13 protein-coding genes and 1 riboswitch are annotated in these 13,576 nt (G+C 69.7%); of the genes, 4 read left to right on the top strand and 9 right to left on the bottom strand.

Translation table 11 applies throughout. The features are described from left to right. From ACFWXQ_RS30105 to ACFWXQ_RS30095, 3 genes are all read left to right on the top strand, one after another. Positions 1 to 1,101, top strand: a complete 1,101-nt coding sequence (locus ACFWXQ_RS30105) for a radical SAM protein (RefSeq protein WP_383943946.1) — start codon at positions 1 to 3, stop codon at positions 1,099 to 1,101. Positions 1,102 to 1,117: 16 nt separating this feature from the next. Continuing rightward, positions 1,118 to 1,246 (top strand): hypothetical protein, encoded by a 129-nt coding sequence (locus tag ACFWXQ_RS30100; RefSeq protein WP_383943949.1) that lies wholly within the window; start codon positions 1,118 to 1,120, stop codon positions 1,244 to 1,246. 86 nt (positions 1,247 to 1,332) lie between these two features. Then, positions 1,333 to 2,133 (top strand): aminoglycoside phosphotransferase, encoded by an 801-nt coding sequence (locus ACFWXQ_RS30095; protein WP_383944001.1) that lies wholly within the window; start codon positions 1,333 to 1,335, stop codon positions 2,131 to 2,133. Between the two features lie 253 nt (positions 2,134 to 2,386). On the opposite strand, the gene ACFWXQ_RS30090 is transcribed toward ACFWXQ_RS30095, so the two are convergent. The 7 genes from ACFWXQ_RS30090 to ACFWXQ_RS30060 form a co-directional block, all read right to left on the bottom strand. Then, the gene (locus ACFWXQ_RS30090) at positions 2,387 to 3,349 is read right to left on the bottom strand and encodes an exopolyphosphatase (RefSeq protein WP_383943952.1); all 963 of its coding nucleotides are present in this window, start codon (positions 3,347 to 3,349) and stop codon (positions 2,387 to 2,389) included. Beyond that, complete coding sequence (locus tag ACFWXQ_RS30085) at positions 3,346 to 3,876, bottom strand: DUF501 domain-containing protein (protein ID WP_383943954.1); 531 nt, start codon at positions 3,874 to 3,876, stop codon at positions 3,346 to 3,348. Before ACFWXQ_RS30085 ends, ACFWXQ_RS30090 begins: the two co-directional genes overlap by 4 nt. Positions 3,877 to 3,986: 110 nt before the next feature. Then, a complete protein-coding gene (locus ACFWXQ_RS30080; protein ID WP_383943957.1) occupies positions 3,987 to 4,463 on the bottom strand; it encodes a septum formation initiator family protein in 477 nt (158 codons plus the stop codon). Positions 4,464 to 4,605: 142 nt separating this feature from the next. Continuing rightward, positions 4,606 to 5,886: a phosphopyruvate hydratase gene (gene eno / locus ACFWXQ_RS30075; RefSeq protein WP_186001238.1), complete on the bottom strand. Its 1,281-nt coding sequence runs from the start codon at positions 5,884 to 5,886 to the stop codon at positions 4,606 to 4,608. 468 nt (positions 5,887 to 6,354) lie between these two features. Next, a complete protein-coding gene (locus tag ACFWXQ_RS30070; protein WP_383943961.1) occupies positions 6,355 to 7,056 on the bottom strand; it encodes a transglycosylase family protein in 702 nt (233 codons plus the stop codon). 4 nt (positions 7,057 to 7,060) lie between these two features. After that, positions 7,061 to 7,231: riboswitch (cyclic di-AMP (ydaO/yuaA leader) on the bottom strand. A 225-nt stretch (positions 7,232 to 7,456) separates the two neighbouring features. Next, the gene (locus ACFWXQ_RS30065; protein ID WP_383943963.1) at positions 7,457 to 8,389 is read right to left on the bottom strand and encodes a transglycosylase family protein; all 933 of its coding nucleotides are present in this window, start codon (positions 8,387 to 8,389) and stop codon (positions 7,457 to 7,459) included. 212 nt (positions 8,390 to 8,601) lie between these two features. After that, entirely contained in the window at positions 8,602 to 9,897 is a 1,296-nt protein-coding gene (locus tag ACFWXQ_RS30060) for a cytochrome P450 (RefSeq protein ID WP_383943965.1), read from the bottom strand. A 508-nt stretch (positions 9,898 to 10,405) separates the two neighbouring features. Here ACFWXQ_RS30060 and ACFWXQ_RS30055 point away from each other — a divergent pair. Next, on the top strand, positions 10,406 to 11,626 hold the full coding sequence (locus ACFWXQ_RS30055) for a globin domain-containing protein (protein ID WP_383943968.1): 1,221 nt from the start codon (positions 10,406 to 10,408) through the stop codon (positions 11,624 to 11,626). Between the two features lie 103 nt (positions 11,627 to 11,729). Here ACFWXQ_RS30055 and ACFWXQ_RS30050 read toward each other — a convergent pair whose 3' ends face one another. Both ACFWXQ_RS30050 and ACFWXQ_RS30045 read right to left on the bottom strand, forming a co-directional pair. After that, positions 11,730 to 12,722, bottom strand: a complete 993-nt coding sequence (locus ACFWXQ_RS30050) for a nucleoside triphosphate pyrophosphohydrolase (protein WP_383943971.1) — start codon at positions 12,720 to 12,722, stop codon at positions 11,730 to 11,732. A 55-nt stretch (positions 12,723 to 12,777) separates the two neighbouring features. Then, the gene (locus ACFWXQ_RS30045) at positions 12,778 to 13,425 is read right to left on the bottom strand and encodes a SurA N-terminal domain-containing protein (protein WP_383943974.1); all 648 of its coding nucleotides are present in this window, start codon (positions 13,423 to 13,425) and stop codon (positions 12,778 to 12,780) included. Between the last annotated feature and the right edge of the window lie 151 nt (positions 13,426 to 13,576).

The raw sequence follows: 13,576 nt of genomic DNA, 5'->3' as shown, positions 1-13,576 counted from the left end.
ATGTACGACCTGATCACAAGCCCGTTCCTGGACGACTACTTGACACTTCGCCCCGGAAACACAGCCGGGTTGAAGATCCCGGCGCACCGGTACCTCGAACTGCGCGCCGTGGCATCGAACGACACGATGCCCTCATGGCTGTCCAACCGTGTTCAGCGCACATGGGGACTCGACATCAGCCACCGCAGGCCCGGCGAGGCCCTGCTGATTCGCGAGCCATCCCCGTACGGCCACGGCCGCGCCTCATACGAGGTCAACAACGGATGCAACTGGAACTGTGGCCACTGCGTTTACGGCGACAAGGTGCACGAGGGTCTCTCATGGGAACCCCGCGAGCGTCTGCTGCACATCCTGCGCGACGCCGGAATCGTGTGGCTCGAACTCGGCGGGGGCGAGTGCACCGTCGACCGGCATTTCCCGGAGACGTACGCGCTCGCGTACGACCTCGGAATGATGGTCGAGATCCTGACGAACGGATCCACCCTGTACCGCCCGAAGATGCTCGAACTACTCACCACGCGCCGGCCGTACCGGGTAACGCTCAGCGTGTACGGCGCCACAGCAGAGACGTTCGACGGATTCACACGACGCCGCGGCGCGTTCGACCACTTCATGCGCGGCCTCTCCGCCGCCGGCGAGGCCGATCTACCGCTCTCGCTGAGCGTGATCATCACGCGTCGGAACGCCCACGAGGCCGACGCCATGCGGGCACTCGCACACCGCTACGCCCCACGGGTCCGCGAGTACGGCAACATGTCGCCCACTTTCGATGGTGGCGCCGACCCCCTCGACGAGCAGGCCCCCGAGCACATCCGCAACGAAACCCCCTTCACCGGATGCGACGCGGGCCACACGTCCTTGAACGTGAATCCCTTCGGCCTGGCGACCGTCTGCAAAGTCTCCCGTGACCACCCGATACCACTGCTCAAAGAGGGTGTCGCGGGATTGGCGCGGCTCGGCGGCGTCGCCGACCGAGCGCTTCAGCGTCAGGGCGCGTGCACCGGCTGTGCGCTTCAGAAGAAGTGCACCAAGTGCATGCCCCTCGTGAAGATGTACCGCCGCGCCGACGCACCACTGAACCGCTACTGCCAACACGCCTGAGAGAGGAACTACGCACATGACCGCAACCGCTGTAGAGATCACGGCACGACCGGACACCGAAGAAGAGGTCGAGGTCGTCGACCTCGACGCCGTCGCCGGCGGCGACGTCATGAGGGGCTGCGGGGACGACAACCCTTACAACTGACCCCCTTCGATCCCGAGGGCCGCCCGCCCAGCGCGGGCGGCCTCGGCTGCCCCGCCTGACCCCCTACACTCCCCGCCGTGGTGACCATGAGACTGCAATGGGATGACCTGCCCGCCGCCACCCGCGAGGCCGTCGAGGCCCGCACCGGCCCTGTCTACGCAACAGCCACCGCCGACAAGGGACTCAACAGCGAGGTTGCCGCCACCCTCGACACCCGCGCCGGCCGCGTCTTCGTCAAAGGGATGAACACCGATCATCCTCGCGCGTGGACACAGAACCGCGAGGCCACGATCAACCCTTCCGTGGCCCCCCTCGCCCCCCGCCTGCTCTGGCGGATCAACGACGGCACTTGGGATCTGCTCGGTTTCGAGTATGTCGAGGGTCGGCCCGCGGACTACCGGCCGCAGTCCGACGACCTGCCACTCGTCGCCGAGGCGATCATCACGCTTTCCGGCGTCCGCGCCCCGATCGATCTGGAACTGAAGCACATCGAGCAGCGGCTCGCCGAGTACATCGACAACCCCGACGACGCCGACCTGTTGCGAGGCGAAACCCTGCTGCATACCGATTGGCACCCCGACAACGTGCTGATCAGCAACAACGCCGCTCGCGTCGTCGACTGGGCATGGCCGACACGCGGCGCGGCATGGATCGACGCCGCCTGTTGGGTCGTCTGGCTCACCTCGGCCGGCCACAGCCCTGCGGACGCCGAGCAGTGGGCCGCCAAGACGCCCGCATGGTCCACCTCGCCCCGGCGGGCCCTCGACATCTTCGCGACCGCCCAAGAACGGCTGTGGGCCGGTATCGCCGCAGACGCGCCCGACGTCGTATGGATTCAAGACGTTGCCACAGCAGCCGCACGCTGGGCCGCCCACCGTCGCCCGTAACGAGGGGCGCCCATGCCTGACCCGCTCTTTCCCGCGCACGAGCTACTCACCCCCTGACCGCCGCGCCGCCCCTGATCCCCCGAAGGGGCGGCGCGGTCCCCTGGGCACACGAAGGCCCCGGTTCCTCCGAACGAGATACCGGGGCCGTCGTCGCACGTCAACGCGTTGCGATCAACCTGTTTTACACGTGCTGTCCAGCAACTAGACGCGTAAAACAGGTGGCTGCGCGGAGTAACGACGCAGATCAGTCGCCCTACTTACCTGCCTCGACCTCTTCTGCCACTTTGTAGGCGATGCCGTCGAGGATGTCGTGCTCGCTCACGACCACCTCGGCCGCCCCGATCCGCTCCATGACGGAGAGCAGTACGAGGGCGCCGGCGCCGATGACGTCGACCCGGCCCGGGTGCATCGAGGGGATCGCGGCACGCTCGGCGTGGGTGGCGGACAGCAGCCGCCCGGTGATCTCGCGGACGCGTTCGTAGGAGACCCGGGAGTGGTGGATGGCCTCAGAGTCGTACTCCGGGAGGTCCTGGGCGATCGCCGAGACGGTGGTCACGGATCCGGCGAGCCCGACGAGCGTACGGGCCTCGCGCAGCGGCACCGACTCCTCGGCGAGGTCGAGGGCCGCCTCGATGTCGGCGCGGATCGCCTCGACCTGCTCCGGGCTCGGCGGGTCGCTGACCACGCCGTCGTGCACGAGGTGCCGTTCCGTCATCCGTACGCAGCCGATGTCGACCGAGCGGGCGGCGCGGACGCGGTCCTCACCCACGACGAACTCCGTGGAGCCGCCACCGATGTCCACCACGAGGTAGGGCTTGGCCAGGTCGTCGCGACCTGCCAGCTCCTTGGTGGCACCCGTGAACGAGAACTCCGCCTCCTGGTCGCCGGAGATGACCTCGGGCTCGACTCCCAGGATGTCCAGTACGCCGCGGACGAAGTCCGCCCTGTTCTCGGCGTCCCGGGAGGCGGAGGTGGCGACGAAGCGGACCCGCTCCGCTCCGTGTGCCTTGATGGCTGCCGCGTACTCCCGGCACGCGGCGAAGGTCCGCTCCAGCGCGTCCGGTGCGAGGCGGCCCGTGCGGTCGACGCCCTGGCCGAGCCGGACGATCGTCATCCGCCGGTCCAGATCGACGAATTTGCCGGTCGCCAGGTCCACGTCGGCGACGAGGAGGCGGATCGAGTTCGTACCGCAGTCGATGGCGGCGACCCGGGTCACTTGGCGTCCTCCTGCACGGCCGTCACGCACGCCCCCTTGCGCCACCACTCCGGCAGTAGCGCGAGCGCCTCGTCGCCCAGGGGGTTCACCCCCGGCCCGGCGGCCAGCGAGTGGGCGACCAGGACGTGGAGGCACTTCACCCGGTCCGGCATACCGCCCGCGCTCGGAAAGCCCGCGAGCACCTCGATGGAGTCGCGCCGAGCGATGTAGTCCTCGTGCGCCGCGCGATACGCGGCCGCCAGCTCCGGATCCGTGGCGAGCCGGTCCGTCATCTCCTTCATGACACCGTTCGCCTCCAGCGTCCCGATGGCGGAGGCCGCCCGGGGACACGTCAGGTAGTAGGTCGTCGGGAAGGGAGTCCCGTCCGGGAGACGGGGAGCCGTCTCGACGACGTCCGGCTGCCCGCACGGACAGCGGTGCGCGATCGCGCGCAGCCCGCGCGGCGGCCGCCCGAGCTGCTGCTTGAAGGCCTCGACGTCCGCGTCGGTGGGCTCGGTGCGCGGGGTGGGCGGCGGGGGCGTTTCCATGCCTGTGGGTAAGTCTCTCTAGTCAGTTCTCTGAGTGGATCACCGGCGAAGGACCGGCTGGGTCGCCGGTCGGGTCACCTGTCGGGCCACCGGGCGGGTCACCCGTCGGGTCACCCGTCGGCGGCGTCTGCCTTGTCGACGCCGTCCCAGACGTTGGCGTACCAGGCCCGGTCGGCCGCCGTCTGATCCGTACGCGTCTTCTTCGCCGCGTCGGGGTCGATCACGATGTAGCCGGTCTCGCCCGGCATCACGTAGTGGAGCCGCTCCCGGATGCGCTGCTCGGCGTACGCGTCGTCCTGCCACCGCGCCTTGAGGTCGCGCAGCTGCTCGACCCGCAGGCGGGCCTCCTCCCGCCCGCGCTGGAGGTCGGCGACCTCGGCGCGCTGGGAGACGTACTGCCTTATGGGGTAGGCGAGCGCCACCACGAGCGTGCACAGGACGAGGGCGAGGAGTGCCGCCCGGCCGGTCAGCCGTGAGCGGCGGGCCTGGCGCTTGGTCTGCGAGCGGTAGACACGGGCGGCGGTCTGCTCACCGAGCAGCCGCAGCCTGGTCGAGGTGGAGAACCGGTCGCGGTCCTTCACGGCCATCTGTCCCGCCTCCCCGGTACAAACCCGTTGAATACACCGGGCCCGTCGGGCCCTTCACGTGCGTACGTCCCCGCACACGGTACGGGACCGAGTACGGGGACGTACGTACGACGGGGCTGTCACCCCGGCCGAAGGGCCGTGCTCAGCCCTTGAAGCGCGGGAAGGCCGAACGGCCCGCGTACACCGCCGCGTCGTCGAGGATCTCCTCGATGCGCAGCAGCTGGTTGTACTTGGCGACGCGGTCCGAGCGGGCCGGGGCGCCGGTCTTGATCTGGCCGCAGTTCACCGCGACGGCGAGGTCGGCGATGGTGACGTCCTCGGTCTCGCCGGAGCGGTGGGACATCATGCACTTGAAGCCGTTGCGCTGGGCCATCTCGACGGCGTCCAGGGTCTCGGTCAGCGAGCCGATCTGGTTGACCTTGACGAGCAGGGCGTTGGCGGAGCCCTCCTCGATGCCGCGGGCGAGGCGCTCCGGGTTGGTGACGAAGAGGTCGTCGCCGACGATCTGGACCTTGTCGCCCAGCTTCTCGGTGATGACGTTCCAGCCGGCCCAGTCGTCCTCGTACAGCGGGTCCTCGATGGAGACGAGCGGGTAGGCCGCGACGAGCTCCTCGTAGTACTCCGTCATCTCGGCGGCGGAGCGCTCCTTGCCCTCGAAGAGGTACTTGCCGTCCTTGTAGAACTCGGAGGCGGCGACGTCGAGCGCGAGGGCGACCTGCTGGCCGGGGATGTAGCCGGCCTCCTTGATCGCGTCGAGGATCAGGTCCAGGGCCTCGCGGTTGGAGCCGAGGTTCGGGGCGAAGCCGCCCTCGTCGCCGAGGCCGGTGGACAGGCCGCGGCTCTTCAGGACCTTCTTGAGGGTGTGGTAGACCTCGGCGCCCCAGCGCACGGCCTCGGAGAAGGACTCCGCGCCGATCGGGGCGATCATGAACTCCTGGATGTCGACGTTGGAGTCGGCGTGCGACCCACCGTTGAGGATGTTCATCATCGGGACCGGCAGCAGGTGCGCGTTCGGTCCGCCCAGGTAGCGGAAGAGGGGGAGGTCGGACGCCTCGGACGCGGCGTGGGCGACGGCGAGCGAGACACCGAGGATCGCGTTGGCGCCGAGCGAGCCCTTGTTGTCGGTGGCGTCCAGGTCGATCATGGCCTGGTCGATGAGGCGCTGCTCGGTGGCGTCGTAGCCGACGAGCTCCGGGCCGAGCTGCTCGATGACGGCGAGGACGGCCTTCTCGACACCCTTGCCGAGGTAGCGGTTGGGGTCTCCGTCACGGAGCTCAACAGCCTCGAAGGCACCTGTGGAGGCGCCGGACGGAACGGCGGCACGACCCGTGCTGCCGTCGTCGAGGCCGACCTCGACCTCGACCGTGGGGTTGCCTCGGGAGTCCAGGATTTCCCGGGCTACGACGACGTCGATGGACGGCACGAGCATCTCCTTCTGGGATGTGACGCAAGCTGTTCCGGGCCGGAGGCCCGGTCGGGTGCGGACCTGTGGTGGCCCCGCGGCATGAGCCTAACCGGCTGCCGGGGTTCGGCCAGCCCTCGACCGCCTCCTGGACAGAACCGAGAGTAAATTGTTTCCGAACGGAACAAAGCGAGAGGGAAGCGCGGGAACGCCGAAGAGGCGAGCCCGGGAACGAAAAAGCCCCGCCCCGGTGCGTACGGGGGAACACGCACCGGAGCGGGGAGCCCGTGGGGGACGGGGGTGGCCCTCACGAGGCCTCCACTATGGGGGACACGGATGTGAGGGCGCTGTGGTTCAGCCGCGATTCGATTGTGGGTCCGGAGATCCGGCTGTGGGCCGGAGATCCGGCCGAGGCTGAGCGGCCAGGGCCTCGGCCGGGACGTGACATGACGTCCGGACAATCGAAGTGGGGGTCGCGGCCGACGGGTGTCAGCTGAGGTGCAGCTGCTGGCCCGGGAAGATGAAGTCGGCGTCGTCGACGATGTCGTCGTTCAGCTTGTACAGCTTCGCCCAGCCGCCCTTGACGTTCTTCTTCTCGGCGATCTCGCTGAGGGTGTCACCCTTGACGACCTTGTACTCGCCGTCGCCCTTCTCGACCTTCTTGCCGGTCGGGGTCTCGACGGTCTTCTTCGCGGCCGGCCGCTCCTGGGAACGCGAGGCGCGCTCCTCGGAGGACTTGGTGCTCTGCTGCGGCTGCGACTGCGAGGTGCCCTGGCCGGAGTTGCCCGAGTTCGAGGGCGCCGGGGCGCCACCGGCCGAGGCGCCGGACAGGCCCACGCCACAGCTCGGCCAGGCACCCTTGCCCTGGCCCGCGAGGACCTTCTCGGCGACGGCTATCTGCTCGGACTTGGAGGCCTGGTTGGCGGTGGAGGCGTACGCCGTGCCGCCGTACGCGGCCCAGGTGGAGGCCGAGAACTGCAGGCCGCCGTAGTAGCCGTTGCCGGTGTTGATCGACCAGTTGCCGCCGGACTCGCACTGGGCGACGGCGTCCCACTCGGAGGCGGTGGCGGCGGAGGCTCCCGTGGCGCCCATCAGCGGGACGGCGACGGCCGCGGTGGTGACACCGGCGAGCGTGGCGAAACGGGTGGCCTTGGACGGGCGGCGGTGCTTGCCCTTGCTCGAAAGCAGCATGAAGTGATCCCCTCACCGACGCCTGCGAGGTGAGCTGTCGGGTTCGGGCCGAGTGAGTTGCCCGGCCGCGCGACACTGCTGTCACGCGGCTTAACCCCAAGCCGTACCTGGCCTCAACGACCGGGTCCGGCACTTACCTTGGGTCCCCCGCTCCTGCCTACGGCGCTTGACGCGACGACTGTTCCCGTACGGCCGCTGGCAGGATTCGGCGTTGCGTCCGTCGGGGCTCACCAGTGGCGAGCGGTCACGACCGTAGACACGCGATCCGCCGAATTTCAAAGACGATCAGGGTCTTGAGATCCATGTCTCACTTTCACCAAATCGGACATTCAGCGCGAACTACCGCTGTTTTTCGCCCGATTCGACGCCTTGATGACCACATGGCACACCGCGCGGACCGCTACTTGTCGGCCGTCTGCAGGCCCTCCACGTCGAGGCTCTGACCGGGGATGATGAAGTCCGGGTCGTCACCGACGGCTTCCTTGTTCTCGGCGTAGAGCGCCCGCCATCCGCCCTCGACACCAAGGGAGTCGGCGATCCCCGAGAGGTTGTCTCCGGAACGCACGGTGTACGAGCCCTCGGCGGCGACGCGCGACTCGCTGTCGCTGCGCGAGGCGTGCCGGCCGGCGGAGTCGTCCGCCCGGGTGTCGGTGGCGCCTTCGTCGGCACTGCCACCGCGGTGACGGCCGGAGCCGGTGTCTTCCGTTCCGGAATCCTCGGCCGAAGCCTCCCCGTTCTGGGAGGACTTGTCCGGGTCGTCACTCTTTGCGGTGGCGTCCGAGGAGGAGCTGTCGGAATCCTGTGAGTCCGCGCTGTCGCCACTGCCACTGGACGAGTCGGACGAACTGGATGAACCAGACGTGTCGGACTTCGTCCCGCTGCTGTCCCCCATACCCAGGCCGGACAGCGGAGTGGAAGATTCCTCCGCGACCCCCGTGTCGACGTCGGCCGAGTCGGAGTTCTGCGTCAGACCCGCGACGAGCCCGCAGGTCGCCCAGGCGCTCGTGCCCTGCTTCGCGAGAACCTTCTCGGCGACGGCTATCTGCTGCGAACGGCTGGCCTGGTCGGCGCTCGGCGCGTAGTCGAGGCCGCCGTTGTCCTCCCAGGTCTCCTGGGTCATCTGGAGGCCGCCGTAGTACCCGTCGCCGGAGTTGGCGCTCCAGGAGCCGCCGCTCTCGCACTCCGCGACCGCGTCCCAGGTCGTACCGCTTGCGGCGCTCGCGCCGGTCGCGCCGAGCAGAGGGATCGCGATGGCCGACCCGGTCACACCCGCCGCGACGAGGAGAGCCGGAGCCTGACGGGGGCGACGGTGACGACCGTTCCCGGAGAGCATGCGGTTGCCTTTCGCGTGACAGCAAGGACTGCGCACAGCGCACAGCCCGACGACTGCGCTTGTGACTGCTGCGGCAGGTGGGACCGGCCGCATTGATGGGTGAACGTATCGGCAGTCGAACTCTTGTCACAAGTCGATGCAGCGCAGATAACGTGAAGATCACAAACTTGACGGAGTCTCATGTTCCGTCGACTCCGTCTGCTGGATACCCGCTAGTCCGTACGCACCTTCCCGGAAGGGGTGAACTCCACCGGAAGCGTGCGCAATCCGCGCATGATGAGCCCGCCACGCCATCGCAAATCGGCGGAATCGCCCGCGAGTTGCAGATCGGGGAGGCGGGTGAGGAGCGTGGCCAGCGCGGTCTGGCCCTCCAGCCGGGCGAGGGGTGCGCCGAGGCAGTAGTGGATGCCGTGGCCGTAACCGAGGTGCTGGTTGTCACGGCGGGAGAGATCGAGGGTGTCGGGCTCGGCGAACCGTGCGGGGTCGCGGTCGGCGGCGGCGAGTACGACGAGTACGGGGTCGCCGGCGGCGATGTCCTGCCCGCCGATGCTCAGCGGCTCGGTGGCGAACCGCCAGGTGGCCAGTTCCACGGGCCCGTCGTAGCGGAGCAGTTCCTCGACACCGGTCGCGAGAAGGTCCGTACGGCCGGCCGCGAGGGAGTCCTGGAGCTGCTGCCGCTGTTCGGGGTGGGTGAGCAGTGCGTACGTGCCGTTGCCGATCAGGTTCACAGTCGTCTCGAACCCGGCGAACAGGAGGATGAAGGCCATCGCGGCGGCCTCGTTCTCGGTGAGGTGCTCGCCGTGGTCGGAGGCCCGGATGAGACCGGAGAGGAGGTCCTCGCCGGGCGCGGGCCGCTCTGTCAGCTCCTCGCGCTTGCGGTGGATGAGCTCGGCGAGATAGCCACGCATCTTCTTCACGGACCGCGCCACGCCCCCGCGCGGGCCTCCCCCGTGCCGGATCATCATCCCGGCCCAGTCCCGGAAGTCGTCCTGGTCCTCGCTCGGGACGCCCAGCAGATCGCAGATGGCGTAGATGGGGAGCGGGAACGCGAACTCGTGAATGAGGTCGGCCTCTCCCTTCTCCACGAAGGCGTCGATGAGCCGGTCGGTCAACTCCTGCACCCGGGGGGCGAATTCGGCCACTCGCCGCGGTGTGAACGCCTTGCTGACGAGCCGCCGGAGCCTGGTGTGGTCCGGCGGGTCGATGTTGAGGAGGTGCGTCATCAGCTCGGCCTTGCGCTCGCCGGGGATACCGGTCTTCCCCTTCGCGTGCGCGGGCTCGTCGTGATGAGCGGGGTTCTTGCTGAGCCGACCGTCGGCCAGGGCCTCCTTGGCATCCGCGTACCGGGTGACCAGCCAGGCCTCCACTCCGCTGGGGAGTTTCGTCCGGTGCACGGGGGCGTGCTCCCTGAGCCAGGCGTACGCCGGGTAGGGGTCGGTAGCGAACTCCCAGGTGAAGAGTTCCGGGGCAGGTTCCCCGGCGGGGGTCTTGGCAGGCGTTTCCGTCACGCGTCGACCGTATCGGGAGGGGTGGGGGGAGGCGGTTCGGCGGGGTGGCGCGGGCAGGCCCGGCGGGGTGGCGGGAGCCGGTCCGGTGGGTGGCGAGGGCCCGGCCCGGCGGGTGGCGAGGGCCCGGCCCGGCGGGTGGCGAGGGTCGGTCCGGTGGATGGCGAGGGTCGGCTCGACGGGGTGGCGAGGGTCGGTCCGACGCATGGCGAGGGCCGGTCCAGTGGATGGCGAGGGCAGGCTCGGCGGGGTGGCCAGGGCCGGTCTGGTGCGTGGCGAGGGTCGGCCCGGCAGATGGCCAGGACCGGCTCGACGGATGGCCAGGGCCTGCTCGGCGGGGTGACCAGGGCAGACCTGGTGCGTGGCGAGGGTCGGCCCGGTGTCGGCGTGGTTCGTCGTGGCTGCTCTCCGAGCCGGGCTTCGCCCCCCAGCTTGCGTTGCTTATCCTGGAACATCCATGAATCACCTGCTCCTTGACCCCACGAGCCGGAAACTCCATACATTCGCGCCCGTGGACTCCGATCTCCTCCGGACCAGTTTCGCGGTCGTCGAAAGGCGAGCCGAATTCGCGGCCAAGTACTTCTACTCGCACCTCTTCTGGCACCACCCCGATGTCCGCGCCCTGTTCCCGCTGGATTTCCCGGAGGACATGGAACGTCAGCGGGACCGTCTGTTCGCCGCGTTGACGCTGGTCGTGGGGCGGCTGGGGGAGCCGGGGATGCACGAGTACCTGTGGGAGCTGGGGCGGGACCACCGGAAGTATCTGGCGCGCCCGGAGCACTACGCGGCGGTGGGCACGAGCCTGATCGCCGCGTTCGCCGCCGTGTCGGGAACGGCGTGGAGCACCGAGGTGGAGAAGGCCTGGGACGAGGCGTACGCCGTGATCGCGGACGCCATGATGGACGGCGCGTGGGAGGCGGAGAGCCGGGGGGAGCCGCCCTGGTGGGACGCCGAGGTGCTCGGCCGCACCAGGCACGGGGACGACCTCGCCGTGCTGAGGCTGCGCCCCCACCGCCCCCTCCCCCATCTGCCCGGCCAGTACGTGAGCGTCAACAGCCCCCGCATCCCGGGCGTCTGGCGCCCCTACTCCCTCGCGAACGCACCCCGTCCCGACGACACCGTCGACTTACATGTCAGCCTCGTCGAGGACGGTGTCCTGTCCACCGAGCTCGTCCGCCGCACCCGCGAGGGAGACACCCTGCGCCTCGGCACGCCCGGTGGCCGGCTGACCCTGCGTACGCCGGTGGAGCGGCCCGTCACCTTCATCGCCGCGGGGACCGGCTGGGCCCCGGTGAAGGCGCTGCTGGAACAACTGGCGTGGGAGCCGGGCTCGTACGACGAGGCGCGGCTGTTCGTGGTCGCCCGGGACACGACGTACCTGTACGACCGGGCCTCATTGGGAGAGTTATGCACGCGGCTGCCGCATCTCGACGTCACCGTCATAACGCCCGCGCCCGGCCGTCCGAAGGACCAGGCCACCGGCCGGCTGCTGACAGCGCTGGGCAATCGGGCCAACTGGGCCCGCCATGACGTCTATCTGGCCGGCCCGCCCAGGCTGGTGGACGAGACCGCCGAGGTCCTCCCCGTTCTCGGCGCCGACCCCGAGCACGTCTTCTGCGACGATCTGCCGCCCACCGGTCAGGGGCAGGCCCGCCCGCTCGGCCCGGGTGAGTGGCTTCTCCACCGCCCCCGCCCCCACTGGCACAACCCGTCGGCCCGCGCCCCGGACTGAGCCCGCCTTGAGCGCCCCGTAAGGGGCGCGGGGCGATATCAATGTGCGGCTCCGCCGCGTGGGCGCGACCAGCCACAGTCGGCCCGCACTTCCCAATCCGCACTCAGCGAAGCGCTTCGCGCATTCGTATCGCATCCCGGTAAGCCCGCGCCGCCACCCGGAGCGCCGCCTCCGGGTCCACCCCGTCCGTCTCGGCGCGGACCGCCAGCGCCAGCAGTTCGTAGCCGACGCCCTCGCCCTGGGGCAGCGGCACCTCCAGGCCCGCCGTACGCGCGCGGGACGCCAGCTTGGCGGCGAGTGCGAGGCCGGGCTGGCCGAGTGGGACGCCCTCGGTCACGGACGTCCGCTGCTTCTCGACGGCCTTGGTGCGCAGCCAGTGCTCCTTGACCTCCTCGGGGGTCGAGGCGGTCTCGTCGCCGAAGACGTGCGGGTGGCGGTGGATGAGCTTGGTGACGATGCCGCCCGCCACGTCGTCGATGGAGAAGGGCTCCTCCCCGTCCTCCGGGCGGCCCTCCTCGGCGATCCGGGCGTGGAAGACGACCTGGAGCAGCACGTCACCGAGCTCCTCGCGCAGCTCGTCGCGGTCGCCCTCCTCGATGGCCTCGACGAGTTCGTACGCCTCCTCGATGCCGTATTTCGCCAGGCCCTTGTGGGTCTGCTGGGACGACCAGGGGCACTCGGCGCGGATGCGGTCCATGACCTGGACGAGGTCGAGGAGGCGGGCGCCCGGGAGGTCGTACGAGGCGGGGAGCAGTTCGAGGTCGGGCATCTGGACGCGCCCGGAGCCGGCCAGCCGGGCCAGGCCGTCGGTCAGGCGCGGCTCGCCCTCGCCGGTGGCCACGACGACGACCGTGTGCCCGCCGGCGCAGGCGTCGACCAGGCTCTCCGCGGTCGGCGCGGCCTCGTCGACCTGGATGCCCGCCTCGCGCAGATACGGCAGCTGGGGGTGTGTGCCGTCCGCGCACAGGACGCGGTCGGCGCCGTGCAGCGCCTGCCAGGCGGGCCAGGACAGGAGTCCGGGCGCGACTCGGTGGCTGGTGGTGAGCAGGACGATGCGCCCCGGGCTGGATGCGTTCACACACCGAACGTAACCCACGCCACTGACATCGAGGTCACGTGCCGTGGGCGAGGAAGGATCAGGACCGGACCGGCTACGCCGTCTCCTTGTTTCCCGACGAGGTGACCTCGCGCAGCCAGGGCAGCTTGGCGTCGACGCGGCTGCTCTTCTCCACGTCCCAGTCGCCGTAGCGCGGGTTCAGGTCGACGTCCATCTTCTTGGACGCCTCGGACAGTGCCTTCCAGAAGGCGGGCTGGCTGGTGTCCGTGCCGAGTGCGGCGGCGAGCTTCTGGGCCTCGATCTGGACGCGGAGGTTGTCGTCGAGCCGCTCGGGTGCGACGCCGTACTGCTGGAGCCAGGCCACTTCCAGTGCCTTCGCGTCGCCCGCCTGCTTCTCCAGTTCGCCGCGGAAGCTCTGGACCTCCTTGCGGGTGACGGTCACGCCCGCGTCCTGTGCGGCCTGGTGCAGGACACGGTCGAGGACCATGCCGTGCAGGGTGTCGCGGGTGAGGCCGCCGGACTTGGCGATGGCCTGTTCGTACTGCGCTTCGCCCGTGGTGGCCGCCCGCTGCGCGGACCGTACCTCGTTCACCCGGTTCTCCAGCTGGGAGACGGTGATGCGGTCGTCGCCGACGACGGCCGCGGCACCGGGATGCGCGTCGTTGCCGCAAGCGGAGAGGAGGGGGGCCGCGGTGACGAGCGCGGCGGAGAGGAGGAACGCGGTGCGACGGCGGCGGTGCAAGGAGACCTCCTGTAGGAGCTTGTGCGACGGTGCACAAAGTCTTGCGGTGATCGATGGTAGGCAGGGGACCGGCTCTCGGCCACCCATTCGACCCAACGATTCGCCAGGACTTCGGGCACCGTCCCCGGGCCGTCTCCATCCACACGCCGCA

Source organism: Streptomyces sp. NPDC058697, assembly GCF_042715345.1.
GTDB lineage: Bacteria > Actinomycetota > Actinomycetes > Streptomycetales > Streptomycetaceae > Streptomyces > Streptomyces liliifuscus.
This window is presented reverse-complemented; position numbering and strand designations above follow the sequence as displayed.

What these genes read in the sequence shown, in the direction of transcription:
- ACFWXQ_RS30085 (WP_383943954.1), bottom strand. Translation starts at nt 3,876, where the DNA reads ATGGAAACGCCCCCGCCGCCCACCCCGCGCACCGAGCCCACCGACGCG.
- ACFWXQ_RS30105 (WP_383943946.1), top strand. Translation starts at nt 1, where the DNA reads ATGTACGACCTGATCACAAGCCCGTTCCTGGACGACTACTTGACACTT.
- ACFWXQ_RS30065 (WP_383943963.1), bottom strand. Translation starts at nt 8,389, where the DNA reads ATGCTCTCCGGGAACGGTCGTCACCGTCGCCCCCGTCAGGCTCCGGCT.
- ACFWXQ_RS30095 (WP_383944001.1), top strand. Translation starts at nt 1,333, where the DNA reads ATGAGACTGCAATGGGATGACCTGCCCGCCGCCACCCGCGAGGCCGTC.
- ACFWXQ_RS30080 (WP_383943957.1), bottom strand. Translation starts at nt 4,463, where the DNA reads ATGGCCGTGAAGGACCGCGACCGGTTCTCCACCTCGACCAGGCTGCGG.
- ACFWXQ_RS30070 (WP_383943961.1), bottom strand. Translation starts at nt 7,056, where the DNA reads ATGCTGCTTTCGAGCAAGGGCAAGCACCGCCGCCCGTCCAAGGCCACC.
- ACFWXQ_RS30100 (WP_383943949.1), top strand. Translation starts at nt 1,118, where the DNA reads ATGACCGCAACCGCTGTAGAGATCACGGCACGACCGGACACCGAAGAA.